We start from the raw sequence: 23,767 nt of genomic DNA on the forward strand, positions 1-23,767 counted from the left end.
TTTCCATTTCATGGATCCTGTTACGCCGGCTCTTCCGGCGACTGCGTCATGCGCACGAACAGCGGCGAGACCAATAAACCCAGCTCGAACAGCAGGCACATCGGGATGGCCAGCGACAGCTGGCTGACCACGTCGGGCGGGGTGACGATCGCCGCGATGACGAAGGCGCCGACGATGATGTAGGGACGCACGGATTTCAGTTTTTCGATGCTGACGATCCCCATCCGCACCAGGATCACGACCACCACCGGCACCTCGAAGGTGGCGCCGAAGGCCAGGCACATCGACATCACGAAATCGAGGTAGTTCTCGATGTCGGGCATCACGGCGATCGAGGTCGGCGCGAATTCGGAAATGAAGTGGAACACGCGTCCGAACACGAGGAAATAGCAGAAGGCGACGCCGGCGATGAACAGCAGGGAGGACGAAATCACCAGCGGCAGCACCAGCCTCTTTTCGTGGGCGTACAGCCCCGGCGCCACGAAGGCCCACAGCTGATAAAACACCCAGGGCAGCGCCACGATCAGCGCGAACATCAACGTCACCTTCATCGGCACCAGGAAAGGCGAGACGACGCCGGTGGCGATCATCTTCGCGCCCGGGGGGAGCGAGGCGATCATCGGCATGGCGAGGAAGTCGTAGATTTCCTTCGGCCCCGGCCAGATGAACAATCCGATGCAGACGATCGCCACGCCGATGATGGCTTTTACCAGGCGATCGCGCAGTTCGACGAGGTGGGAGATGAAGGTTTCTTCGACTGGCGCTTCTTCGGTGGTCATTAGAAAAAGGAAGTATTGGATTTCACGCCGGGCCGGAACTTGCGCACGCGTGCGGCGCCCGACAATACCCGGGTCTTGCCGCCATGGCGGTGCTTGTACCAGGCCGGCACGGCGCTTGAACGCACCAGCTTCTTGCGGCGGAAGTCCCTGGCCTTGCGTTCGAGGTCGTCCATGCTGGCGCTTGGCGCCGGCGCATTCGGCTGGATGTCGCCGTGCCAGGCCGATTCGACCTCCTGCAGGGTGCTCGACATGTGGTGCTCGACGTCGGACTTGAATTCGGCGGCGCTGTCGGCCACCTCTTTCTGCAGGTTGCGCAGTTCGTCGAGCTGGATCTCGCGGCTGACCTCGGACTTGACGTCGTTCAGGTAGCGCTGGGCGCGGCCGTACAGGGTGCCGGCCATGCGCGCCACCTTCGGCAGCTTTTCAGGGCCGATCACGATCAGCGCCACCACACCGATGATGGCGATCTTCGACAGTCCCAGGTCGATCATACGGCGGCGACCGGATTACGAACGGTGCTTTTCGCGGGTCTCGACGTCGATCGTCGACTTGTCCGCGACCTGCTGGGTCGGGTGGACGGTGGTCGTGGTCGTCGTCGTGTTGACGGTCTTCTCTTCCTCGCCCTTGACGCCATCTTTAAAGCCTTTGACGGCCTTGCCGATGTCGGAACCGACATTGCCCAGCTTCTTGGTACCGAACAGCAGCACCACCACGACCAGCACGATTACCCAGTGCCAAATGCTCATCGAACCCATCATTATCTCCTCAGTGGGCGCAGGCGCCCGCAATCATTGAAGCGTACCGCGCCAGTATAAGCCATGCAGGCGCCAGTGATGCCTAGAAAAAGTCTCAGGTACCCAGGCCGCGCCATGGGCGCGGACCGCCGTACACGTGCAGGTGCAGGTGATAGACTTCCTGCCCGCCGTTCGGGCCGCTGTTGATCAGGGTTTTATAGCCGCCGCCGCGCTTGCCGTCGGCAGCGGTCGTCACGGCGATGCCATGCTCAAGCGCCAGCTTGGGCGCCAGCGCCAGCATCTTACCCAGCAGGGCCGTATGCGCGTCCGTCGCATCGGACAGGGTGTCGATGTGCTGCTTCGGGATCACCAGCAAATGCACCGGGGCGGCCGGATTGATGTCCTTGAAAGCCAGCACCTCGTCGTCTTCGAAGACGACCTCGGCCGGGATCTGCCTGGCTGCGATTTTGCAGAAAATGCAATTATCCATCTTGTCTCCAGTCTCTGTGGCTGCGGCGATGAGGCCGCAGGTCAATCCGATCAATCTTATCCGAGAACAATGACCTTGGAATGACAGATCGCTTAAGGGCGATCTGGGTCAAGCATCTTTGCGCGCTGCTTTTTCGGCGAGCCCGGATAGCCCTTCACGGCGTGCCAGTTCGTCCAGCACCTGCTGCGGCGTGAGGTCGAATTTCGCCAGCAGCACCATCGAATGGAACCAGAGGTCGGCCACTTCGTAGAGCAGGCCGGATGCGTCCCCGGAGACGCGCGCGTCCTTGGCCGCCATCACGGTTTCGGTCGCCTCTTCTCCGATCTTTTTCAGGATCGCGTCGTCGCCTTTGCTGAACAGTTTCGCCACATACGAGGTCGCAGGGTCGCCGCCGTGTTCGGGTTTGCGCGATTCGATCGTTTGCGCCAGGCGCGCCAGGGTCGTGCTCATGGGGTCTTCTTTGGGTTGGTATAGATCGTTTCCGGATCCTGCAGCACGGGTTCCACCGCTTGCCAGTCTTCGCCGTCGAATTTCTGGAAGAAGCAGGAGTGACGGCCGGTATGGCAGGCGATGCCGCCGGTCTGCTCGATTTTCAGCAGGACCACGTCTTCGTCGCAATCGAGCCGCATCTCCAGCACCTTCTGGGTGTGGCCCGACTCTTCTCCCTTGTGCCACAGCTTCTTGCGGGAACGGCTCCAGTACACGGCTTCCCCGAGTTCCGCGGTGCGCGCCAGGGCGTCGCGGTTCATCCAGGCGAACATCAATATGTCGCCCGTCGACGCTTCCTGGGCGATCACCGGCACCAGGCCGTTTTCGTCCCAGCGTACTTTTTTCAGCCATTTCGCATTGGCCGCCGCGCTTGTCGATGAATTCGGCATGCTTACTCCAGGCGCATCGGGATACCGCGTTCGGCCATGAAGCGCTTGGCCTCCTGGACCGTGTGCTGCCCGTAGTGGAAGATCGACGCGGCCAGGACCGCATCGGCATGGCCGTCAATGACGCCGTCGGCCAGGTCCTGCAGGCTGCCGACGCCGCCCGAGGCGATCACGGGAATCCCGACCGCATCCGATACGGCGCGCGTCAGGCCCAGGTCGAAACCGGATTTCGTGCCGTCGCGGTCCATGCTGGTGAGCAGGAGTTCGCCCGCGCCCAGTTTTTCGAGTTGGATCGCCCACTCCACCGCATCCATGCCGGTGGCGTTGCGCCCGCCATGGGTGAACACTTCCCAGCGGCCGGGAGCCACCTGCTTGGCGTCGATCGCCACCACGATGCACTGGGAACCGTGCTTTTGGGAGGCGTCGAACACCAGTTGCGGGTTCTGCACGGCCGAGGTGTTCATGCTGACCTTGTCGGCGCCGGCATTGAGCAGGCGCCGCACGTCCTCGACCTTGCGCACGCCGCCGCCTACCGTCAATGGAATGAACACGGTGGAGGCCACCGCTTCGATGATCGGCAGGATCAGGTCGCGGCCGTCGGAGGAAGCGGTAATGTCGAGGAAGGTGATTTCGTCGGCGCCTTGTCCGTCATAGCGGCGTGCGATCTCGACCGGATCGCCGGCGTCGCGCAGTTCCGTAAAATTGACGCCCTTGACGACGCGGCCGCCGGTCACGTCGAGGCAGGGGATGATGCGTTTTGCCAGCATAGTCTTTCCAGAGGCTTGTTAAGCCTGTTCGCCCTCGGTCAGTTCGTCGGCGCGGGCCTGGGCCGACGCCAGGTCGATCGTGCCTTCGTAGATCGAGCGGCCGCAGATCACGCCTTCGATGCCCTCGTCCTGCACCGCGCACAGGGCCTCGACGTCGGCCAGGTTGTGCAGGCCGCCGGAAGCGATGACGGGGATGCGCACCGCCTGCGCCAGGCGCACGGTCGCTTCGATGTTCACGCCGCCCATCATGCCGTCGCGGCCGATGTCGGTATAAATGATCGATTCGACGCCGTAGCCCTCGAATTTCTGCGCCAGGTCGATCACTTCGTGGCCCGACATCTTGCTCCAGCCGTCGGTGGCCACTTTACCGTCTTTGGCGTCGAGGCCGACGATGATGGAGCCGGGGAAGGCGCCGCAGGCGTCGTGCAGGAAGCCCGGGTTCTTGACGGCGGCGGTGCCGACGATGATGTAGCTGATGCCGTCGTCCAGGTAGCGCTCGATGGTGTCGAGGTCGCGGATGCCGCCGCCCAGCTGGACCGGGATCTCATCGATGCCGTTCTGCTCCGCATACTCCTGGACCATTTTGAGGATCGATTTGATCGCCGGCTCGTTCTTCGGTTTGCCCGCGAAGGCGCCGTTCAGGTCGACCAGGTGCAGGCGGCGCGCGCCCCGTTCCAGCCAATGCAGGGCCATTTGGGCGGGGTCTTCGGAGAAGACGGTGGCGAGGTCCATATCGCCCTGTTGAAGGCGAACGCAGTGACCGTCTTTCAGGTCGATGGCGGGGATCAGCAGCATGGTCGTAGTGAGTAATTAAGCGGTGGAGTGGACGTCGACGTGAAAATGAGAGTCACGGCTTCCAGTGGATGAAATTGCGGTACAGGCGCAGCCCGGCGGCCGCGCTTTTCTCGGGGTGGAACTGGGTGGCGACGATATTCTCGCGCGCGACGGCACAGGTGTACAAGCCGCCGTAATCGGTTTCGCCGATGGTGTCGTCCTCGACTTCCGGCGCAACATAATAACTGTGCACGAAATAAAAATAGCTGCCGTCCTCGACGCCTTCCCACAGCGGGTGGGAGCGGGTCTGGCGCACGCGGTTCCAGCCCATCTGCGGGACCTTGAAGCGCGAGCCATCGTCCTGCACTTTTCCATCTAACTGGAACCGCACGACTTTACCCGGCAGCAGGCCCAGGCCCGGCGTACCCCCATTTTCTTCGCTTTCGTCGAACAGCATCTGCTCGCCGACGCACACGCCCATCACCGGACGGTTCTTCACCGCGCGCAGCAGCGCTTCCTCGGCGCCCGATTCGCGCAGGCTGTTCATACAGTCGCGCATCGCGCCCTGGCCCGGCAGCACGATGCGGTCGGCCGCATCGATGTCGGCGGCCAGGTTCGACACCAGGATGTCGGCTTCGGGCGCGGCGGCGCGCAGCGCCTGCGCTACCGAACGCAGATTGCCGAGGCCGTCGACCACTACGATCTTGTTGCTCATGGTGTTACAAACTGCCTTTGGTCGAAGGGATGATGCCGGCGGCGCGTTCGTCGAGCGTGGTCGCCATCCGCAGCGCGCGCCCGAATGCTTTAAAAACGGTTTCGCACTGGTGGTGCGCGTTCACGCCGCGCAGGTTATCGATGTGCAGGGTCACGCCGGCGTGGTTCACGAAGCCGCGGAAGAATTCGCCCGTCAGGTCGACGTCGAAAGTGCCGATCATGGCGCGCGTCCACGGGATGTGCATCTCCAGGCCCGGACGGCCGGAAAAATCGATGACCACGCGCGACAGCGCTTCGTCGAGCGGCACGTAGGAGTGGCCATAGCGGGTCATGCCCTTCTTGTCGCCGACCGCCTTGGCGATCGCCATGCCGAGCGTGATGCCGGTGTCCTCGACCGTGTGGTGGGCGTCGATGTGCAGGTCACCGACGGCCTCGACCTCGAGGTCGATCATGCCGTGGCGCGCGATCTGGTCGAGCATGTGGTCGAGGAAGGGCACGCCGGTGTTGAGTTTCTGGCGGCCGGTACCGTCGAGATTGACCGAGACGCGGATTTGCGTCTCGTTGGTGTTGCGGGTGATGTCTGCGGTACGGGTCATGAAAAGGTGCTCGTCGATTCAGGCGGCCTGGAGGGCGGCCTTGAGGGCATTCAGGAATGCGGAATTTTCTTCCGGGGTGCTGACCGTGACACGGATGCAATTGGCCAGCGATCCATGCATTTTACTCAAATTTTTGATCAGCATCCTTTCAGCCAGGAGTTTCGCGACCACATCCGCGGCATCGGGAACGCGCAGCGAGATGAAATTCGCAGCCGACGGAAATACTTCGACCCCGGGCAGGGCCGCCAGTTCGGCGGCGAGCCGCTCGCGCTCGGCATTGATCGCTGCCGCCTGGGCGTCGAGCACCTCGATATGGTCGAGCGCGAACTCGGCCGCGACTTGGGTGAGCACGTTGACGTTGTAGGGCGGGCGCACCTTCTCGAACTCGGCAAGCAGCTGGGGCGCGGCCGTCATGTAGCCGAGGCGGATGCCGGCCAGGCCGAGTTTCGAGACGGTGCGCATCACGACCAGGTTCTCGAATTCGCCGAGCCGGTCCATGAAGGTTTGACGCGCGAAGGGTTGATAGGCCTCGTCCAGCACGGCGATGCCGTTCTCGCCCAGCGCGTGCAGGATCGCTTCGATATCCTCGACGGCGAACAGGTTGCCGGTCGGGTTGTTCGGGTAAGCCAGGAACACGACGGCCGGCTTGTGCAGGGCGATCGCCGCCAGCATCGCTTCCATGTCGAGGGAGAAGTCGGGGTTCAGCTTGACGCCGACAAAGTCCGCACCCGCGAACTGGGCCGAGCGCGCGTACATGACGAAGGCCGGCACCGGCGCCAGGATCGCGGCGCGGCGCTCCTGGCTGGCGACGCTGGTGGCGACGATCTGGATCAGTTCATCGGAGCCGTTGCCAAGTAAAACGTCGTAGCCGGCCGGGATGCCGAGTTTGGCGCTGACCTTTTCCTTCAGGGTCGCGTAGGAGGCGACCGGATAACGGTTCAGCACGGCGTCGGCCAGGCGCTGGCCCAGTTCCTTGCGCAGTTCAAGCGGCAGCTCGTACGGATTCTCCATCGCGTCGAGCTTCATGTAGCCGGAAGAATCGGGCACGACATAGGCATGGGTGGTGCGGACGTCCGCGCGGATCACGTTGGCGATCAGGTTGTCGATAGAGCTCATGCTTGTTCCTCGGTGGCGCTGGCGGCGCGGATGACAGCCTTGGCTGCCCGCGCAATGCTCTTGCGCTGTTTGATGGTGGGTTGCGGTTCGGGCGCGGCGAGGCGCGCCTCGATGATGGCGCAGTATTCCGGGTTCAGTTCGAAACCGGCAAACTGGCGGCCCTGGCGGCGGGCCGCGATCGCGGTGGTGCCGCTGCCCATGAAGGGGTCAAGCACGACGCCGCCTGGTGGGCAGGACGCCTTGATCATGCGTTCGATGATCTCCAACGGTTTTTGGGTGGGGTGGTCGGCGCGCTCCGGATGCTCGCGGTGCAGGCGCGACACGCTCCATACATCTTTCGGGTTGTAGCCGACCTCCAGCCATTTCGCGCCGACGAAGATCGAGCGCGATCGCGCCTTTTTCGTCGCCGCATCGTAGGGGATGCGCACGGCATCGAGATCGAAATAGTAATCCTTGCGGTTCACGAAGAAGCCGATCGTGTCGTGCACGGATGAAAAGCTGCGCACGCTGCCGCCCATCGAGGGCACCCGGCGGTCCCAGATGATCTCGTTCATCATCGTCATGCGCTTTTTCAGCATCACGAAGATCTCGGGCGCGAAGCGCCAGGTCAGGAAGATGTACAGGCTGCCGTTGGGTTTGAGTTTCGGCAGCGCGGCGTCGATCCAGCTTTCGGTCCAGGCGAGATAGGCTTCCACGCTTTGCTGGTCGGAGCCGTTGCCGTAGTCCTTGCCGAGGTTGTACGGCGGGTCGGTCAGGATCAGGTCAATGGAAGCATCCGGGATGCGCGCCAGTCCCGCCAGCGCATCCTCGCAGAACACCTGGTCGACCCAGTCCGTCATGGCCGGGGCTTGGGCTGACTGAGGAGGCGTAGCTCGGCACTGCGCGCGTGCGCCTGCAGCCCTTCTCCATAGGCCAGCTCGGCCGCAACCTTGCCCAGGGTCTGGGCGCCCGCCTCGCTCACGTGCAGGATCGACGAGCGCTTCTGGAAGTCATACACACCCAGGGGCGACGAAAAACGCGCCGTGCGCGAGGTCGGCAGCACGTGATTCGGGCCGCAGCAATAGTCGCCCAGTGCTTCGCTCGAGAACTGGCCGAGGAACATCGCGCCGGCATGGCGAATCCGGTCGGCCCACTGCTGCGGGTGCTCGGCGGAGATTTCGAGGTGTTCGGCGGCGATGTCGTTGGCGATCGCGCAGGCTTCTTCCATGTCGCGCACTTTGATCAATGCGCCGCGGTCGCTCAGCGAGGTCGTAATGGTCTCGTGGCGCGGCATGGTCGGCAGCAGCTTGTGGATGCTCGCTTCGACTTGCGCGATGTAGTCCGCGTCCGGGCACAGCAGGATCGCCTGCGCCAGTTCGTCGTGCTCGGCCTGCGAGAACAGGTCCATCGCAACCCAGTCCGGATCGGTAGTGCCGTCGCACAGCACCAGGATCTCCGATGGACCGGCGATCATGTCGATGCCGACCGTGCCGAACACGCGGCGCTTGGCGGCGGCGACATAGGCGTTACCCGGACCGACGATTTTATCCACGGCCGGAATCGTCTCGGTGCCGTAGGCCAGCGCGGCCACGGCCTGGGCGCCGCCGATGGTGATCACGCGCGTCACGCCGGCAATCGCGGCAGCGGCCAGCACCATCTGGTTTTTCACGCCGTCCGGGGTCGGCACCACCATCACGATGTCTTTTACCCCAGCCACCTGCGCCGGGATCGCGTTCATTAATACCGACGACGGATACGCGGCTTTACCGCCGGGGACATAGATGCCGACGCGGTCCAGCGGCGTGACGCGCTGGCCGAGGACCGTGCCATCGGGCTCGGTATAGCTAAAACCGTTCAGTTCCTGCTTCTGGCGTTCGTGGAATGCACGCACGCGCTCGGCCGCTGTCTGCAGCGCCTCGCGCTGGGCAGGCGGCAGCGCGTCGAGCGCCGCTTGCAGTTCTTCCTGCGACAGGTCGAAGGCGGCCATGCTCCCGGCGCTGACGCGATCGAACCGGTTCGTGTATTCGAGCACGGCAGCGTCGCCGCGCTGCTTCACGTCAGCCAGGATTTTACTGACGGCCGTTTCGATCGCATCGTCGGTCGCGGCCTCGAAAGCCAGCAGCGCATGCAGCTGCTGCGTAAAACCGTCGTGGGTGGAGTCGAGTTTGCGGATCTGTACAGCCATGGGTCAGCCTTGTTGCGGTTGGAGTGTCGAGGCCTTCTCAAAAGCCTCGATGATGGGTTGCAGGCGCGCGCGCTTCAACTTCAGCGCGGCCTGGTTTACGACCAGGCGCGAGGAGATCTCCATGATCTTCTCGACTTCGACCAGGTTGTTCGCACGCAGGGTGCCGCCGGTCGACACCACGTCGACGATGGCGTCCGACAGGCCGACCAGCGGCGCCAGTTCCATCGAGCCGTACAGTTTGATGAGGTCGACGTGCACGCCCTTGCTTGCGAAGTGCTGGCGCGCGGTGTTCACGAACTTGGTGGCCACGCGCAGGCGCGCGCCCTGGCGCACGGCCGTCTCGTAGTCGAAGCCGGCATTCACCGCCACCGACATGCGGCAACGGGCGATGTTCAGGTCGACCGGCTGGTACAGCCCTTCGCCGCCATGCTCGAGCAGCACGTCCTTGCCGGCCACGCCGAAGTCGGCCGCGCCATACTGGACATAGGTTGGCACGTCGCTGGCGCGCACGATCAGCACGCGCACGCCCGGGTCGTTGGTCGCCAGGATCAGCTTGCGCGAGGTTTCCGGATTTTCGGTGACGACGATGCCGGCCGCTTCCAGCAGCGGCAGCGTGTCTTCGAAAATCCGGCCTTTTGACAGGGCCAGGATCAGGCCCTGGTCCGTCGATTGTGTTGCGATGCTCATGTCGCCTTTACTTAATAATTACTTGATGCGCACGATGTCGGCGCCGACCTTCGACAATTTCACTTCCATGCGGTCGTAGCCGCGGTCGAGGTGATAGATGCGGTCAATCAGGGTCGTGCCCTGGGCTGCCATGCCGGCGATCACCAGCGAGGCCGAAGCGCGCAGGTCGGTCGCCATCACGGGCGCGCCCACCAGGCGTTCGACGCCTTTGATAAACGCGGTGTTCCCTTCGGTCGAGATGAAGGCGCCGAGGCGGTTCATCTCCTGCACGTGCATGAAGCGGTTCTCGAAGATGGTCTCGGTCACGCGGCTGGGGCCGGCGGCGATCGTGTTCACGGCCATGAACTGCGCCTGCATGTCGGTCGGGAAGCCGGGATACTCGGTGGTGCGGAAGGACACCGGCTGCGGCCTGGCATCCATGCGCGCACGGATCGTGTTGCTGCCGATGTCCATCTGCAGGCCGACTTCGCGCAGTTTATCGAGCGCGACGTCGAAGATATCGGTGCGGGTATTCGTCAGCACGATGTCGCCGCCGGTAGCCGCGACTGCGCACAGGAACGTCGCCGCTTCGATGCGGTCCGAGATCACGGCATGCTTGGCGCCATGCAGCTCGGAGACGCCCTGGATCACCAGGCGGTCGGTGCCGATGCCGTCGATCTTGGCGCCCATGGCGACCAGCAAGTTGGCGAGATCCGTCACTTCCGGTTCGCGCGCGGCGTTTTCCAGCACCGTCTCGCCTTCGGCCAGGGTCGCGGCCATCAGCAGGTTCTCGGTGCCGGTGACCGTGATCATGTCGGTCAGGATGCGCGCACCTTTTAATTTTTTCGCTTTGGCGTAGATGTAGCCGCCTTCGATCGTGATCTCGGCACCCATCGCGCGCAGGCCCTTGATGTGCTGGTCGACCGGACGCGAACCGATCGCGCACCCGCCCGGCAGCGACACCTTGGCTTCGCCGAAGCGGGCCAGCAGGGGACCGAGCACCAGGATCGAGGCGCGCATGGTTTTCACCAGTTCATAGGGCGCTTCCAGGCTCGTGATGTTGGCGCCGTTCAGGGTGACGTTTTCGTCGTCCTGGCTGACTTTCAAACCGGTCTGCTCGAGCAGTTTCAGGATCGTCTTGACGTCGTGCAGGCGCGGCACGTTCGACAGTTCGACGTCGCCGGCGGTGAGCAGGCCCGCGCACAGGATCGGCAGCGCCGCGTTCTTGGCGCCCGATACCGCAATTTCTCCGTTCAGGCGTTTGCCGCCAACGATTTGAAGCTTGTCCATTTAGCCTCCGTATTCTTCAGGCGTCAGGGTTTTCATCGACAGCGCGTGGATCTCTTCGCGCATGCGATCGCCCAGCGCCGCATAGACCAGCTGGTGGCGCTGGATCGGGCGCTTGCCGGCAAACGCAGGCGAAACGATCAGGGCCGAGAAGTGACGGCCATCGCCCTCGACCGTCAAATGCGTGCATTGCAGGCCGTTTTCGATGTAGCTGTGGATCAGTTCTGGAGTGGTCGACACGATAATTCCTAAATATTAATGACGCCTTAGTGGCGTAATTTAGTGGCGTAACTTATAGCCGCCGCGCAGCAAATTGATCGCCACTGCCGCCAGCACCGCGAAGAAGGCGGAGACGATGGCAAGGCTGGTCCACGGCGAGATATCGGACTGGCCGAAGAAGCCGTGGCGGAACCCGTCAATCATATAAAAGAACGGGTTGAAATGCGAGACCGCCTGCCAGAATCCGGGCAGCGAGTGGATCGAATAGAACACCCCGGCGAGGAAAGTGGCCGGCATGATCAGGAAATTCTGGAACGCGGCCAGCTGGTCGAATTTATCGGCCCAGATACCGGCGATCACGCCCAGCGTGCCGAGTATGGCCGCGCCCAGGATCGCGAACACGATGATCCACAGCGGCGCCGCGAAACTCAGGTGCGCGAACCAGGCGGTAATCGCGAACACGCCCGCGCCCACGGCCAGGCCACGCACGACGGACGCAGCCACATAGGCCAGCAGGATTTCCCAGTGCGACAGCGGCGGCAGCAGGATAAACACCAGGTTGCCCGTGATCTTGGACTGGATCAGGGACGAGGACGAATTGGCGAACGCATTTTGCAGCACGCTCATCATCACCAGGCCCGGCACCAGGAAGGCCGTGTAATTCACGCCCGGATAGACTTCCACTCGCCCCTCGAGCACGTGGCCGAAGATCAGCAGGTAGAGCATGGCCGTCAGGATCGGCGCGGCGATGGTTTGCGTCGCGACCTTCCAGAAGCGCAGCATTTCTTTATAGAACAGGGTGCGGAAACCGACAGATACAAAACTCACAGCGCGCCCTTTTCCATGATCTGGATAAAAATGTCTTCGAGGTCGGCCTGCTGCAGCTGCATCTCGTCGATGACGGCGCCCGATTCGCGCAGCCGCGCCAGGATCGGCTCGACCTCGGCGTATTCGTTGACGCGCAGGCTGTATTTATTGCCGCTACCGTTCCCGTGTTCGTCGTGCGAGACCAGGTGGCGCAGGTCCTGAGGTAAATCGCCGCTTTTCAGGTGCACGATCAGCTGCGAACCGGACACGCGGCGCAGCAGCGCGCTCATCGTATCGAGTGCAACGACCTGGCCCGACTTCAGCATCGCCACGCGCTGGCACATGGCCTGCGCTTCTTCCAGGTAGTGGGTGGTCAGCACGACCGTGTGCCCACCCTCCCGGTTCAGGCGCGAGATGAATTTCCACAGGGTCTGGCGCAGCTCGACGTCGACGCCGGCGGTCGGCTCATCTAAAACGATGACGGGTGGTTTATGGACCAGGGCCTGCGCGACCAGCACGCGCCGCTTCATGCCGCCCGACAGCGCGCGCATGTTGACGTCGGCTTTATTGGTGAGATCGAGGTTTTCCATGACCTCGTCGATCCATTTGTCGTTGTTCTTGATGCCGAAGTAGCCCGACTGCAGGCGCAGGGTTTCGCGCACGGTGAAGAACGGGTCGAACACGAGTTCCTGGGGCACCACGCCCAGTTTTTTTCTCGCTTCGCGGAAATCGGTGACGACGTCATGGCCGTGGATCTGCACGCTGCCGACGTCGGGCCGGATCAGGCCGGCGATAGTGGAAATCAGGGTCGTCTTGCCGGCGCCGTTGGGGCCGAGCAGGCCGAAGAACTCGCCCTGTTCGATCGTCAGGGAAACGCCTTTCAAGGCTTTAAAGCCCTTGTAGCTTTTCTCGACGCTGTTAATCTGGATCGCTGTCATTGTTCTTTGGAGTGGCTGCGGCACAGGCGTGCGCAGGCCGGGCGGGGAAACGACCCATTATAGGGGAAATCGGGAATGCAAGAGCCCGGCGGCATTGGACATGCCGTAGGCATGGGATAGTACGAGGTAGTGTGATGAACGTTGACGGCGGTGTAACGTAGGGTGGGCACTTGTGCCCACGCGGTACGACAGGCGATACGCCGCATGCATTCAAACCTTACGCGTGGGCACAGGTGCCCACCCTACGTTACTGCCAACGTACACTAGGACCGTGCCAGCAACCCATCCAGCCCGTACAGCTGCGTCAACGCATCGATATTGCCCGGCACATTGATGAACGTGAGCTTCTGCCCCGCATCGCGCGCGCGGCGCTGCCAGGCCAGCAGCAGGGCCACGCCGGACGAATCGGCGGCGCGCACGCCGCCCAGGTCGAACACGGTCTCGCCGGCCCGGATCGCGGCGCAGCCCTGCTCCAGGGCCGCGTCTGCGGTCTCGAAGGTGAGGGCGTCGAGCGACAGCATCGGATTTGCTTCGGCCATGTTTACTTCGGGGCCTTCAAGGGCTTGCTGGCCAGTTGCTTGTTGCGGTCGGCCAGCTTGGTGATCAGGCCGTCGACACCCGACTTGTTGATCTCGGCAGCGAAGGTACCCTTGTAGGTTTCGACCAGCCAGGCGCCCAGCACGTTGATGTCGTAGATCTTCCAGCCTTGATTACCCTTGGCCAGGCGGTAGTTCAGGGTGATCGGCTCGCCGCGGGTGACGTTCACCTGCGAACGCACTTCGACGTCGGTATCGGTCGGCTCCGCGCGCATCGGCTTGAACTCGACGGTTTCGTTCTTGATCTGCGACAGCGCGCCGGAATAGGTGTAGACCAGCAGCGTGCGGAATTCTTCCGACAGGCGTTTCTGCTGTTCAGGGGTGGCCTGGCGCCAGAAGCGGCCGGCCGCCTGGGCCGTCATTTTTTCGGCGTCGACATACGGCAGGATCTTGGAATTGACGAGTTCCATGATCTTGTTGCGGTTGCCGGACTGGATGTCCTTGTCGGCTTTCACGGTCTCGATGACGTCGGCGCTGATGCGCTTGACGAGCACGTCCGGCGCTTCGTTGGTGGCCGGGGCCGGCGCGGCGATGACGCTGGTGGCGAAAGCGAGGGTTGCGGCGGTGGCGATGAGTTGGGCGATTGGTTTCATAAGCTCTCTTTTCTGGTCGTTTGCGGGAGTCTGTCGGGCGCCGCGTCAAGCGGCGTCCAACGGGCCTTGCTACATTCCATTACTTCCGCTGCGTTTCGGTTGCGTTCGAGGCCGGTTCCGGCACCACTTGCGTGTTCGATGCCGGCACGTCTTCCTTCGGCGCATCTTTCTGCGGTCCCGACTCGCCGTCGTACACACGGCTCTGGCGGCGTTGCAGGTAGCCGTCACGGATGAACTCGTAACGGTCGAGCGCGGCTTCCTCGAACAGGTTCGATGCTTCCAGCACCGATGCGCGCTGGTCGACCGCGCGCACGCCGATACCGATGTTACGCACGTTCACCGGATTCTTGTAGGCCCATGGATCGGCCCAGATATCGGCAGGCAATGCAGCGGTGTCACGAATCGTAGATGGGCCCAACAATGGCAACATCAAGTAGGGACCGGAAGGAACACCCCAGACACCCAGGGTCTGGCCAAAGTCTTCGTTGTGTTTCTGCATCCCCGCTTCCGACGCGATGTCGAGGATTCCGGCGATGCCGAAGGTCGAATTCAGCGCGAAACGCATGAAATCGGTCGCGCCGTCTGCGCCCTTGCCTTGCAGGAAGTTGTTGACCGAGCTCCAGGCGTCCGACAAGTTGCCGAAGAAGTTACTCACGCCCGTTTGCGCGAAGCCCGGCAATACCTTCTTGTAGGCGGTCGCGGCCGGCTTCAGGGCCACGCGGTCGACCGTGTCGTTGAACGCGAACGTTGCGCGGTTGAATTTTTCCAGCGGGTCTTGCGGATTGCTCGGGGTGGCGCAGCCGGACAGCACGGCGCAGCTTGCCGCGGCCAGTGCCAGTCCACGCCAGCGCGGCAGCGACGTCATGTTCTTCTTCTTCATTTACTGTCTTCCTTTCCTTCGGCAGCCTTGCTGTAGATGAACTGATTGATCAGGTCTTCCAGCACGGTGGCCGATTGCGTACGGTTGATTCGATCGCCGTCGACGAGGTTTTTCGTGTCGCCGCCCGGTTCGATGCCAATGTATTGCTCGCCCAGCAGTCCCGCCGTCAGGATCTTGAGCGACGAATCTTTCGGGAACTTGTAGTTCGGATCCAGGTCGAGGCGGACCATGGCCTGGTAGGTTTTGTCGTCGAAACTGATGTTGCCCACCCGGCCGACCACGACACCGGCGCTCTTGACTGGCGCCTGTGGCTTCAATCCACCAATGTTGTCGAACTTGCCGACGACGGCATAGGTCTCGGCAAACGACAGCGAGCTCATATTCCCGGCCTGCAGCGCCAGGAACAACACGGCGGCAGCGCCCAGCAGGACGAACAGGCCGACCCAGACATCGATGATTTTACGGTGCATAGTATTTCCTAGTATTCAGGCCGTCTGTGCGCGGCCAAACGAAACGATTTTTATTGTTACTGCGTGAACATCAGGGCGGTCATGACGAAGTCGAGGCCCAGCACCAGCAGCGAGGCGATGACGACGGTGCGCGTGGTGGCGCGTGCCACGTCGGCCGGGGTCGGCTTCACGTGGTAACCCTGGAACACGGCGGTAAACGTCACGGCAATGCCGAACACGAAACTTTTGATGACGCTGCTGACCACGTCGCGGTTGACATCGACGCCGGCCTGCATCTGCGACCAGAAGGCGCCTTCGTCCAGGCTGAGCATTTTGACGGCAACCAGGTAGCTGCCCATGATGCCGACGGCCGAGAACACGGCGGCCAGCACCGGCATCGCAATCACGCCACCCCAGAAACGCGGCGCCAGCACGCGCTGCACCGGATTCACCGCCATCATTTCCATGGCCGACAGCTGCTCTCCGGCTTTCATGAGGCCGATCTCGGCGGTGAGCGAGGTGCCGGCGCGGCCTGCGAACAGCAAGGCGGTGACGACCGGGCCCAGTTCGCGGATCAGAGACAGGGCGGTGAGCGAACCGAGTTTTTCCTCGGCGCCGAACTGGATCAGGTTCACGTAGAACTGCAGGCCCAGCACCAGGCCGACGAACAGGCCGGAGACGATGGTGATGACCAGCGAGTAGTTACCAATAAAGTGAACTTGCTCGGAAATCAGGCTCGGACGGCGCCAGGCGCCGGGCGAAAAACGCAGCAGGTTGAAAAACGCGCGCGTTGCAAAACCGAGGTTCTCGATCGATTCGCGCACGGTGGCGCCGGCGCCTTCAACGAAACGCATGATCATTTCTGCGCTCCCAGACCCAGGTCGTCGGCCAGCGACTTCCCTGGATAGTGGAAGGGCACCGGACCGTCCGGCTCGGCATTGACGAATTGTTTGACATACGGGTCCTGCGAGACGCGCAGCTCGGCCGGGGTGCCTTCGGCGACGATCTTGCCGGCCGACATGAAGTACACATAGTCCGCGATGGCGAAAGTTTCGTTCACGTCGTGCGAGACCAGGATGGACGTGGAGCCGAGCGCATCGTTCAGGTTGCGGATCAGGTTGGCGGTCAGGCCCATCGAGATCGGATCGAGGCCGGCGAATGGCTCGTCGTACATGATCAGTTCAGGGTCGAGCGCGATCGCGCGCGCCACGGCAACGCGACGCGCCATGCCGCCCGAGATTTCGCCCGGTTTCAATTTGGAAGCGTTGCGCAGGCCGACCGCGTTCAGCTTCATCAGCACCAGGTCGCGAATCAGCTCTTCCGGCAAGTCGGTATGCTCGCGCAGCGGGAAGGCGACGTTGTCGAAAATGGTGAGATCGGTAAACAGCGCGCCGAACTGGAACAGCATGCCCATCCGGCGGCGCAGGCGATACAGCCCCTCGGTGCGCAGCTCGTGCACGACCTCGCCGCCGACCCGGACTGCGCCGCGCTGCGGACGGATCTGTCCGCCAATCAGGCGCAGCACCGTGGTCTTGCCGCAGCCGGAACCACCCATCACGGCAATGAGCTTGCCGCGCGGGAAATCCATGCGCAGGTTCGACAGGATCTTGCGATCGCCGTAGGCGAACTCGAGATCACGTATTTCTACAAGGTTAGACACAGGGGGATAGTCGGATTTTGGAAATCCCGTATTGTAGTGCAGAAACTGCAATCCCTGCTTGGGACAGCCCCGTTTCACTCCGGGTTCCGACGCGTGGCTACAACACTAATAACCGAAAAGTCAGATATTTCGTGCCGCAAGTCATTGTTTTTGTTGAGATATGCATATATGTCAACGTTGCAGTTTGTTGACAGGAAACAACATTCCTACGCTGCAGCAAGCATTGCAGGTTCCGTCCGATGGGCTCGAGAGCCCATCGGAGGCAGACACTTAGCGCGGCAGTACCGACGAGCCCATCAGGAACTCATCCACTGCGCGCGCGCATTGCCGCCCTTCGCGAATCGCCCACACGACCAGCGACTGGCCGCGGCGCATGTCGCCTGCGACAAAGACTTTCGGTACCGAGGTCTGGTAGCACGCTTCGCCGTCGGTCGTGGCGCGCGCGTTGCCGCGCGCATCCTTCTGCACGCCGAAGGCGTCCAGCACCTGCTGCACCGGCGACACGAAACCCATGGCCAGGAACACGAGGTCGGCCTTCATCTCGAATTCGCTGCCGGCCACTTCGACCATCTTGCCGTCTTTCCACTCGACGCGGCAGGCGATCAGCTTTTCGAGTTTGCCGTTTTTACCCTCGAAGCGTTTCGTGGCGACGGCGAAATCGCGTTCGCAGCCTTCCTCGTGCGAGGACGAGGTGCGCAATTTCGTCGGCCAGTAGGGCCAGACGAGGGGCTTGTTCTCGTGCTCGGGCGGCATCGGCATCAGTTCGAACTGGGTGACCGTCGCTGCGCCATGGCGGTTCGAGGTGCCGACGCAGTCGGAACCGGTATCGCCGCCGCCGATCACGACCACATGCTTGCCGGTCGCCTTGATCTGGTCTTTCAGTTTATCGCCGGCGTTGACCCGGTTTTGCTGCGGCAGGAAATCCATCGCGTAATGCACACCCTTCAGCTCGCGTCCCGGCACCGGCAAATCGCGCGGCTGCTCGGCGCCGCCGGCCATGACGACGGCGTCGAACTCATTGGCGAGATCTTCCGGGAAGATCGTGTCGCGCGCCATGTTGCTGACCGCGGCAGGGAAATCCTTGCCGATCAGAACACTGGTGCGGAAGGTGACGCCCTCGGCCTGCATCTGCTCGATGCGGCGGTCAATTAAACCCTTTTCCATCTTGAAGTCGGGGATGCCGTAGCGCAGCAGGCCGCCGACGCGGTCGCTCTTCTCGAACACGGTGACGTCGTGGCCGGCACGCGCCAGTTGCTGGGCGGCGGCCAGGCCCGCTGGGCCGGAACCGACGACGGCGACTTTCTTGCCGGTTTTGACCAGGGCCGGCTGCGGCACGACATAGCCGTGCTCGAAGGCGGCGTCGGCGATTTTTCTCTCGATCGACTTGATGCCGACCGGGTCGTCGTTGATGCCGAGCGTGCAGGCCGCTTCGCAAGGTGCCGGGCAGATGCGGCCGGTCACTTCCGGGAAGTTATTCGTCGAGTGCAGATTGTCGATCGCCGCCCGGTAATTGTTGTGATACACCAGGTCGTTCCAGTCGGGGATCTGGTTGTTGACCGGGCAGCCGGTGTTGCAGAAGGGGATGCCGCAATCCATGCAGCGCGCGCCCTGCACCTTGGCCTGGCCGTCGGTCAGGGTGATGGTGAATTCCTTGAAATTCTTGACGCGTGCGGCAGGTTCCAGGTGATCTTCTTCCTGCCGTTGAAATTCCATGAAGCCGGTGATTTTGCCCACGTTTTATCCTTTTAATTTCGATGCATTGCAGCTGGTTGAATGCGTGGGCGGAGGACCGCCCACCCTACGATCACGTTCTCGTCATGCCGCGAGTTCGATCTTGTCGTTCGCTTCTTCCATGCTGCTGTTGTGCATTTCTTCCAGCGCGCGCTTGTAGTCGGTCGGGAAGACTTTTACAAATTTGCCACGGCTGTTGGCCCAGTCGTCGAGCAGGTTGCGGGCGCGGGTGCTGCCGGTATATTTAAAGTGGCGTTCGATCAGGCGGCGCAGGATGACTTCGTCCGATTCGCGGTCGGTACCGCGGCTCTGGCTGTGCCAGCCCGAAACATCGCCCTGCTCTTTCGTCGAGACGACGCGCTCCAGGTTGACCATGGTCGTGTTGCAGCGTGAAGCGAACTCGTCCTTCGGATCGTAGACATAGGCCACGCCGCCCGACATGCCGGCCGCGAAATTGCGTCCGGTCTCGCCCAGCACCACGACCGTACCGCCGGTCATGTATTCGCAGCCGTGGTCGCCGCAGCCTTCCACCACCGTCGTGGCGCCCGAATTACGGACGGCAAAACGTTCGCCGGCCACGCCGTTGAAGAAGGCTTCGCCCGAAATCGCGCCGTACAGCACGGTGTTGCCGACGATGATGTTGTCCACCGCCCAGCCGCGGAATTCCGTATTCGGGCGCACGATCACGCGGCCGCCGGATAGCCCTTTGCCGACGTAGTCGTTGCCTTCGCCCACCAGGTCGAGCGTGATGCCGGCTGCCAGGAAGGCGGCCGCCGACTGGCCGGCCGTGCCCTGCAGCTGGATGTGGATGGTGTCGTCCGGCAGGCCGGCGTGGCCATAACGCTTGGCCACTTCGCCCGACAGCATGGTGCCGACCGTACGGTTCACGTTACGCACCGGAGAAATGAACGAGACGCGCTCGCCCTTCTCGAGTGCCGCTTTCGCCTGCGCGATCAGTTTATGATCCAGCGCCTTGTCCAGGCCGTGGTCCTGCTCACCGGTATGGAACAGGTTGTGCGGCGAGTCGGTCTTCGGCTGATAGAAGATGTTCGAGAAGTCCAGGCCCTGCGCCTTCCAGTGCGTGATCGCCTTCGATTTATCGAGCAGGTCCGAGCGGCCGATCAGTTCGTCGTAGGTGCGGATGCCGAGCTGGGCCATCAGCTGACGCGCTTCTTCGGCGACGAAGAAGAAATAGTTAACAACGTGCTCCGGCTTGCCCTGGAACTTGGCCCGCAGCACCGGATCCTGGGTGGCGACGCCGACAGGACAGGTGTTCAGGTGGCACTTGCGCATCATGATGCAGCCTTCGACCACCAGCGGGGCGGTGGCGAAACCGATTTCGTCGGCGCCGAGCATGGCGGCGATCACGACGTCGCGGCCGGTCTTCATCTGGCCGTCGGCCTGGACGCGGATGCGGCTGCGCAGACCGTTCAGCACCAGCGTCTGCTGGGTCTCGGCCAGGCCCAGCTCCCATGGCGTGCCGGCATGTTTCACGGACGACAGCGGAGAAGCACCCGTGCCGCCGTCATGGCCGGCGACGACCACGTGGTCCGCTTTCGCTTTCGACACGCCCGCAGCGACGGTACCGATACCGACTTCCGACACCAGTTTCACCGAGATCGAGGCGTTCGGATTCGCGTTTTTCAGGTCGTGGATCAGTTGCGCCAGGTCTTCGATCGAATAGATGTCGTGGTGCGGCGGCGGAGAGATCAGGCCGACACCCGGCACCGAGAAGCGCAGGGAGGCGATGTACTCGGAGACCTTGTGGCCCGGCAGCTGACCGCCCTCTCCCGGTTTCGCGCCCTGCGCCATCTTGATCTGGATCTGGTCGGCCGAACTGAGGTACTCGGCGGTGACGCCAAAGCGGCCCGAGGCCACCTGCTTGATCTTCGAACGCAGCGAATCGCCTTCTTCCAGCGGAATGTCGACGGCCACGCGGTCGGCACCGATCACGGAAGCGAGGGTCTCGCCCTTGCTGATCTTGATGCCCTTGAACTCGTTCAGGTAACGGCGCGGATCTTCGCCACCCTCACCCGTGTTCGACTTGCCGCCGATGCGGTTCATGGCAATGGCGAGCGTCGCGTGCGCTTCCGTGGAGATCGAACCGAGCGACATCGCGCCAGTGGCGAAACGCTTGACGATCTCTTTCGCCGGCTCGACCTCTCCCAGCGGAATCGCTTTACTTGGATCGATCTTGAACTCGAACAGCCCGCGCAGCGTCAGGTGACGGCGGCCCTGCTCGTTGATCAGCTGGGCGTACTCTTTATAAGTATTGAAATTGTTGGCACGGGTCGAGTGCTGCAGCTTCGCGATCGCATCCGGCGTCCACATATGGTCTTCGCCACGTACGCGGAAGGCGTATTCGCCGCCCGTGTCGAGGGCATTCGCCAGCAGCGGGTCGGCGCCGAAGGCGAGACTGTGCAGGCGCAGCGCCTCTTCCGCCACTTCGAACAGGCCGATCCCTTCCACGGTCGACGAGGTGCCGCGGAAATATTTATCCACGAGCGATTTGTTCAAGCCGACGGCCTCGAAGATCTGGGCGCCGCAATACGACATATAGGTCGAGATGCCCATCTTCGACATCACCTTCATCAAACCCTTGCCGATCGCCTTGGTGTAGTTGTAGCAGGCGACGTCCGGCGCCATCTCGTGCGGCAGATGCTGGGCCAGATCGGCCAGCGTTTCCAGCGCGAGATACGGGTGGACGGCTTCCGCGCCATAACCAGCCAGCAGCGCGAAGTGGTGGGTTTCGCGGGCCGAACCGGTCTCCACAACGAGGCCGGTCGAGGCGCGCAGGCCGCGCACCACCAGGTGCTGGTGGATGGTCGACGTTGCCAGCAGCGCAGGAATCGCCACGGTCTCGCTCGAGACGGCACGGTCCGAAATGACCAGGATGTTGTGGCCGGATTTCACGGCGTCCACTGCTTCCGCGCAGAGCGAGGCCAGCGAGGCTTCGATGCCCTCCTTGCCCCAGCTGACCGGGTAGCAGATGTTCAGTTCATACGATTTGAACTTGCCGCCGGTGTGCAGGCTGATGTTGCGCAGGCGCGCCATGTCGTCGAAACCAAGCACCGGCTGCGACACTTCCAGACGCATCGGCGGATTGACGTTGTTCGTGTCCAGCAGGTTCGGTTTCGGACCGATGAACGAGACCAGCGACATCACCATCGCTTCGCGGATCGGGTCGATCGGCGGGTTCGTCACCTGGGCGAACAGCTGCTTGAAGTAGTTATATAAAGGTTTCAGTTTGTTCGACATCACCGCCAGCGGCGAGTCGTTGCCCATCGAACCGGTCGCCTCTTCGGAGAGGACCGCCATCGGCGCCATCAGGAATTTCAGGTCTTCCTGGGTATAGCCGAAGGCTTGCTGGCGGTCGAGCAGGGAAATCGCCGCTTTTTCGCCCTGGGCCGGGGTGTCTTTCATCCGGTTTTGTGCCAGCTGCGATTCGGACAATTTGATTTCGTTGAGCTTGATGCGCACCGACTTGATCCACGCCTTATATGGCTTGGCGTTGGAATAGGTGTCCTTCAGTTCCTTGTCGTCGATGATGCGGCCCGCTTCCAGGTCGATCAGGAACATCTTGCCTGGCTGCAGTCTCCACTTCTTGACGATGCGCGATTCCGGGATCGGCAGCACGCCCGACTCGGACGCCATCACGACCAGGTCGTCTTCGGTCACGACATAGCGCGCCGGACGCAGGCCGTTGCGGTCCAGGGTGCCGCCGATGTGGCGGCCGTCCGTGAACGCCATGGCGGCGGGGCCGTCCCACGGCTCCATCATCGCGGCGTGGTATTCGTAGAAGGCCTTGCGGTTCTCGTCCATCGACGTGTGGTTTTCCCAGGCTTCGGGAATCATCATCATCATCGCCTGGGCGATCGGGTAACCCGCCATCACGAGCAGTTCGAGCGCGTTGTCGAAGCAGGCGGTGTCCGACTGGCCTTCATAAATCAGGGGGAACAGTTTATTCAGGTCCTCGCCCAGTACGGCCGACTTCATCATGCCTTCGCGGGCACGGGTCCAGTTAAAGTTGCCTTTGACGGTATTGATTTCCCCGTTATGGGCGATCAGGCGGTACGGGTGGGCCAGTGGCCACTCCGGGAAGGTATTCGTCGAGAAACGCTGGTGCACCAGGGCCAGGGCCGAAACGCAACGCGGATCCTGCAGGTCCTTGTAGTAGACGCCGACCTGGTCGGCCAGCAGCAGGCCCTTGTAGACGATGGTGCGTGCCGACATCGAGGGCACGAAGAATTCCTTGCCGTGCAGGAGTTTCAAAGCCTGGATGGCGTGGCCCGAGGATTTGCGGATGACGTACAGCTTACGCTCGAGCGCGTCGGTGACCATGATGTCCGGTCCGCGGCCGATGAAGATCTGGCGGATGACCGGTTCCTTGGCGCGCACGGTGGGCGACATCGGCATCGCTTCGTCGACCGGTACATTGCGCCAGCCGAGGACGACTTGCCCTTCGATGCGCACGGCGCGCTCGATTTCCTGCTCGCAGGCGATGCGCGAGGCGTGTTCCTTCGGCAGGAAGACCATGCCGACGCCATATTCGCCGGGCGGCGGCAGCTCGACGCCTTGTTTCGCCATCTCGTCGCGGAAATACTGGTCGGGGATCTGGATCAGGATGCCGGCACCATCGCCCATCAGCGGGTCGGCGCCGACGGCGCCCCGGTGATCCAGGTTTTTCAGGATCAACAGCCCCTGATCGATGATGGAATGGCTTTTGTTGCCCTTGATATGGGCGATGAAACCGACACCGCAGGCATCGTGTTCATTGGCAGGATCGTATAAACCTTGGGCAATCATTGGGACTCTCCACAGCTTTTTCAGGGGTTGAAGGCCGAGAATAGTGCAATGCAACAAAGACGGCAAGGAGAACAATGGGGGTCAGAGTCGAATTAATTCAGCTATTTGATCTACATGACATAAATA

General features: G+C 62.4%; 26 protein-coding genes. All 26 read right to left on the reverse strand.

The window, feature by feature from the left end; genetic code table 11:
* Positions 1–20: 20 nt before the first annotated feature.
* Positions 21–779: a twin-arginine translocase subunit TatC gene (tatC, locus tag ACI48I_RS19070; protein ID WP_193687682.1), complete on the reverse strand. Its 759-nt coding sequence runs from the start codon at positions 777–779 to the stop codon at positions 21–23.
* Positions 779–1,270, reverse strand: a complete 492-nt coding sequence (gene tatB / locus ACI48I_RS19075) for a Sec-independent protein translocase protein TatB (protein WP_193687683.1) — start codon at positions 1,268–1,270, stop codon at positions 779–781. Before tatB ends, tatC begins: the two co-directional genes overlap by 1 nt.
* Before the next feature lie 15 nt (positions 1,271–1,285).
* The gene (tatA, locus tag ACI48I_RS19080; RefSeq protein ID WP_193688860.1) at positions 1,286–1,534 is read right to left on the reverse strand and encodes a Sec-independent protein translocase subunit TatA; all 249 of its coding nucleotides are present in this window, start codon (positions 1,532–1,534) and stop codon (positions 1,286–1,288) included.
* Positions 1,535–1,628: 94 nt separating this feature from the next.
* Positions 1,629–2,003, reverse strand: coding sequence for a histidine triad nucleotide-binding protein (locus ACI48I_RS19085; RefSeq protein ID WP_193687684.1), 375 nt, complete (start codon positions 2,001–2,003; stop codon positions 1,629–1,631).
* Between the two features lie 108 nt (positions 2,004–2,111).
* A complete protein-coding gene (locus ACI48I_RS19090; RefSeq protein ID WP_193687685.1) occupies positions 2,112–2,453 on the reverse strand; it encodes a phosphoribosyl-ATP diphosphatase in 342 nt (113 codons plus the stop codon).
* Complete coding sequence (gene hisI, locus ACI48I_RS19095) at positions 2,450–2,881, reverse strand: phosphoribosyl-AMP cyclohydrolase (RefSeq protein WP_498575111.1); 432 nt, start codon at positions 2,879–2,881, stop codon at positions 2,450–2,452. The genes ACI48I_RS19090 and hisI overlap by 4 nt, the downstream gene beginning before the upstream one ends.
* A 2-nt stretch (positions 2,882–2,883) precedes the next feature.
* A complete protein-coding gene (hisF, locus tag ACI48I_RS19100) occupies positions 2,884–3,645 on the reverse strand; it encodes an imidazole glycerol phosphate synthase subunit HisF (RefSeq protein ID WP_193687687.1) in 762 nt (253 codons plus the stop codon).
* Positions 3,646–3,663: 18 nt separating this feature from the next.
* On the reverse strand, positions 3,664–4,440 hold the full coding sequence (hisA, locus tag ACI48I_RS19105) for a 1-(5-phosphoribosyl)-5-[(5-phosphoribosylamino)methylideneamino]imidazole-4-carboxamide isomerase (RefSeq protein ID WP_193687688.1): 777 nt from the start codon (positions 4,438–4,440) through the stop codon (positions 3,664–3,666).
* A 52-nt stretch (positions 4,441–4,492) separates the two neighbouring features.
* Entirely contained in the window at positions 4,493–5,134 is a 642-nt protein-coding gene (gene hisH / locus ACI48I_RS19110) for an imidazole glycerol phosphate synthase subunit HisH (protein ID WP_193687689.1), read from the reverse strand.
* Positions 5,135–5,138: 4 nt separating this feature from the next.
* Complete coding sequence (hisB, locus tag ACI48I_RS19115; protein WP_193687690.1) at positions 5,139–5,729, reverse strand: imidazoleglycerol-phosphate dehydratase HisB; 591 nt, start codon at positions 5,727–5,729, stop codon at positions 5,139–5,141.
* Positions 5,730–5,747: 18 nt separating this feature from the next.
* A complete protein-coding gene (gene hisC, locus ACI48I_RS19120; protein WP_193687691.1) occupies positions 5,748–6,845 on the reverse strand; it encodes a histidinol-phosphate transaminase in 1,098 nt (365 codons plus the stop codon).
* Entirely contained in the window at positions 6,842–7,684 is an 843-nt protein-coding gene (locus tag ACI48I_RS19125) for a DNA-methyltransferase (RefSeq protein ID WP_193687692.1), read from the reverse strand. Before ACI48I_RS19125 ends, hisC begins: the two co-directional genes overlap by 4 nt.
* On the reverse strand, positions 7,681–9,009 hold the full coding sequence (hisD, locus tag ACI48I_RS19130) for a histidinol dehydrogenase (protein WP_193687693.1): 1,329 nt from the start codon (positions 9,007–9,009) through the stop codon (positions 7,681–7,683). Before hisD ends, ACI48I_RS19125 begins: the two co-directional genes overlap by 4 nt.
* Before the next feature lie 3 nt (positions 9,010–9,012).
* Positions 9,013–9,696 (reverse strand): ATP phosphoribosyltransferase, encoded by a 684-nt coding sequence (gene hisG, locus ACI48I_RS19135; protein WP_193687694.1) that lies wholly within the window; start codon positions 9,694–9,696, stop codon positions 9,013–9,015.
* Between the two features lie 18 nt (positions 9,697–9,714).
* Positions 9,715–10,965, reverse strand: coding sequence for a UDP-N-acetylglucosamine 1-carboxyvinyltransferase (murA, locus tag ACI48I_RS19140; RefSeq protein ID WP_498575112.1), 1,251 nt, complete (start codon positions 10,963–10,965; stop codon positions 9,715–9,717).
* A complete protein-coding gene (locus ACI48I_RS19145) occupies positions 10,966–11,202 on the reverse strand; it encodes a BolA family protein (RefSeq protein ID WP_193687696.1) in 237 nt (78 codons plus the stop codon).
* A gap of 39 nt (positions 11,203–11,241) precedes the next feature.
* On the reverse strand, positions 11,242–12,009 hold the full coding sequence (locus ACI48I_RS19150; protein ID WP_193687697.1) for an ABC transporter permease: 768 nt from the start codon (positions 12,007–12,009) through the stop codon (positions 11,242–11,244).
* Positions 12,006–12,926, reverse strand: coding sequence for an ABC transporter ATP-binding protein (locus ACI48I_RS19155; protein WP_193687698.1), 921 nt, complete (start codon positions 12,924–12,926; stop codon positions 12,006–12,008). Before ACI48I_RS19155 ends, ACI48I_RS19150 begins: the two co-directional genes overlap by 4 nt.
* A gap of 263 nt (positions 12,927–13,189) precedes the next feature.
* A complete protein-coding gene (locus ACI48I_RS19160) occupies positions 13,190–13,465 on the reverse strand; it encodes an STAS domain-containing protein (RefSeq protein ID WP_193687699.1) in 276 nt (91 codons plus the stop codon).
* A 2-nt stretch (positions 13,466–13,467) separates the two neighbouring features.
* Complete coding sequence (locus tag ACI48I_RS19165) at positions 13,468–14,115, reverse strand: MlaC/ttg2D family ABC transporter substrate-binding protein (RefSeq protein WP_193687700.1); 648 nt, start codon at positions 14,113–14,115, stop codon at positions 13,468–13,470.
* Positions 14,116–14,194: 79 nt separating this feature from the next.
* Positions 14,195–14,995, reverse strand: coding sequence for an MlaA family lipoprotein (locus tag ACI48I_RS19170; RefSeq protein ID WP_407943878.1), 801 nt, complete (start codon positions 14,993–14,995; stop codon positions 14,195–14,197).
* Complete coding sequence (gene mlaD / locus ACI48I_RS19175) at positions 14,992–15,465, reverse strand: outer membrane lipid asymmetry maintenance protein MlaD (protein ID WP_193687701.1); 474 nt, start codon at positions 15,463–15,465, stop codon at positions 14,992–14,994. Before mlaD ends, ACI48I_RS19170 begins: the two co-directional genes overlap by 4 nt.
* Before the next feature lie 56 nt (positions 15,466–15,521).
* Positions 15,522–16,304 carry a lipid asymmetry maintenance ABC transporter permease subunit MlaE gene (gene mlaE / locus ACI48I_RS19180; RefSeq protein ID WP_193687702.1) on the reverse strand — a complete coding sequence of 261 codons (783 nt, stop codon included), beginning with the start codon at positions 16,302–16,304 and terminating at the stop codon, positions 15,522–15,524.
* A complete protein-coding gene (locus ACI48I_RS19185) occupies positions 16,301–17,104 on the reverse strand; it encodes an ABC transporter ATP-binding protein (protein ID WP_193687703.1) in 804 nt (267 codons plus the stop codon). Before ACI48I_RS19185 ends, mlaE begins: the two co-directional genes overlap by 4 nt.
* 270 nt (positions 17,105–17,374) lie before the next feature.
* Positions 17,375–18,838 carry a glutamate synthase subunit beta gene (locus ACI48I_RS19190; protein ID WP_498575113.1) on the reverse strand — a complete coding sequence of 488 codons (1,464 nt, stop codon included), beginning with the start codon at positions 18,836–18,838 and terminating at the stop codon, positions 17,375–17,377.
* An 81-nt stretch (positions 18,839–18,919) separates the two neighbouring features.
* On the reverse strand, positions 18,920–23,641 hold the full coding sequence (locus ACI48I_RS19195; RefSeq protein WP_193687705.1) for a glutamate synthase-related protein: 4,722 nt from the start codon (positions 23,639–23,641) through the stop codon (positions 18,920–18,922).
* Positions 23,642–23,767: the final 126 nt, after the last annotated feature.

It is taken from the genome of Massilia sp. LXY-5 (assembly GCF_059801075.1).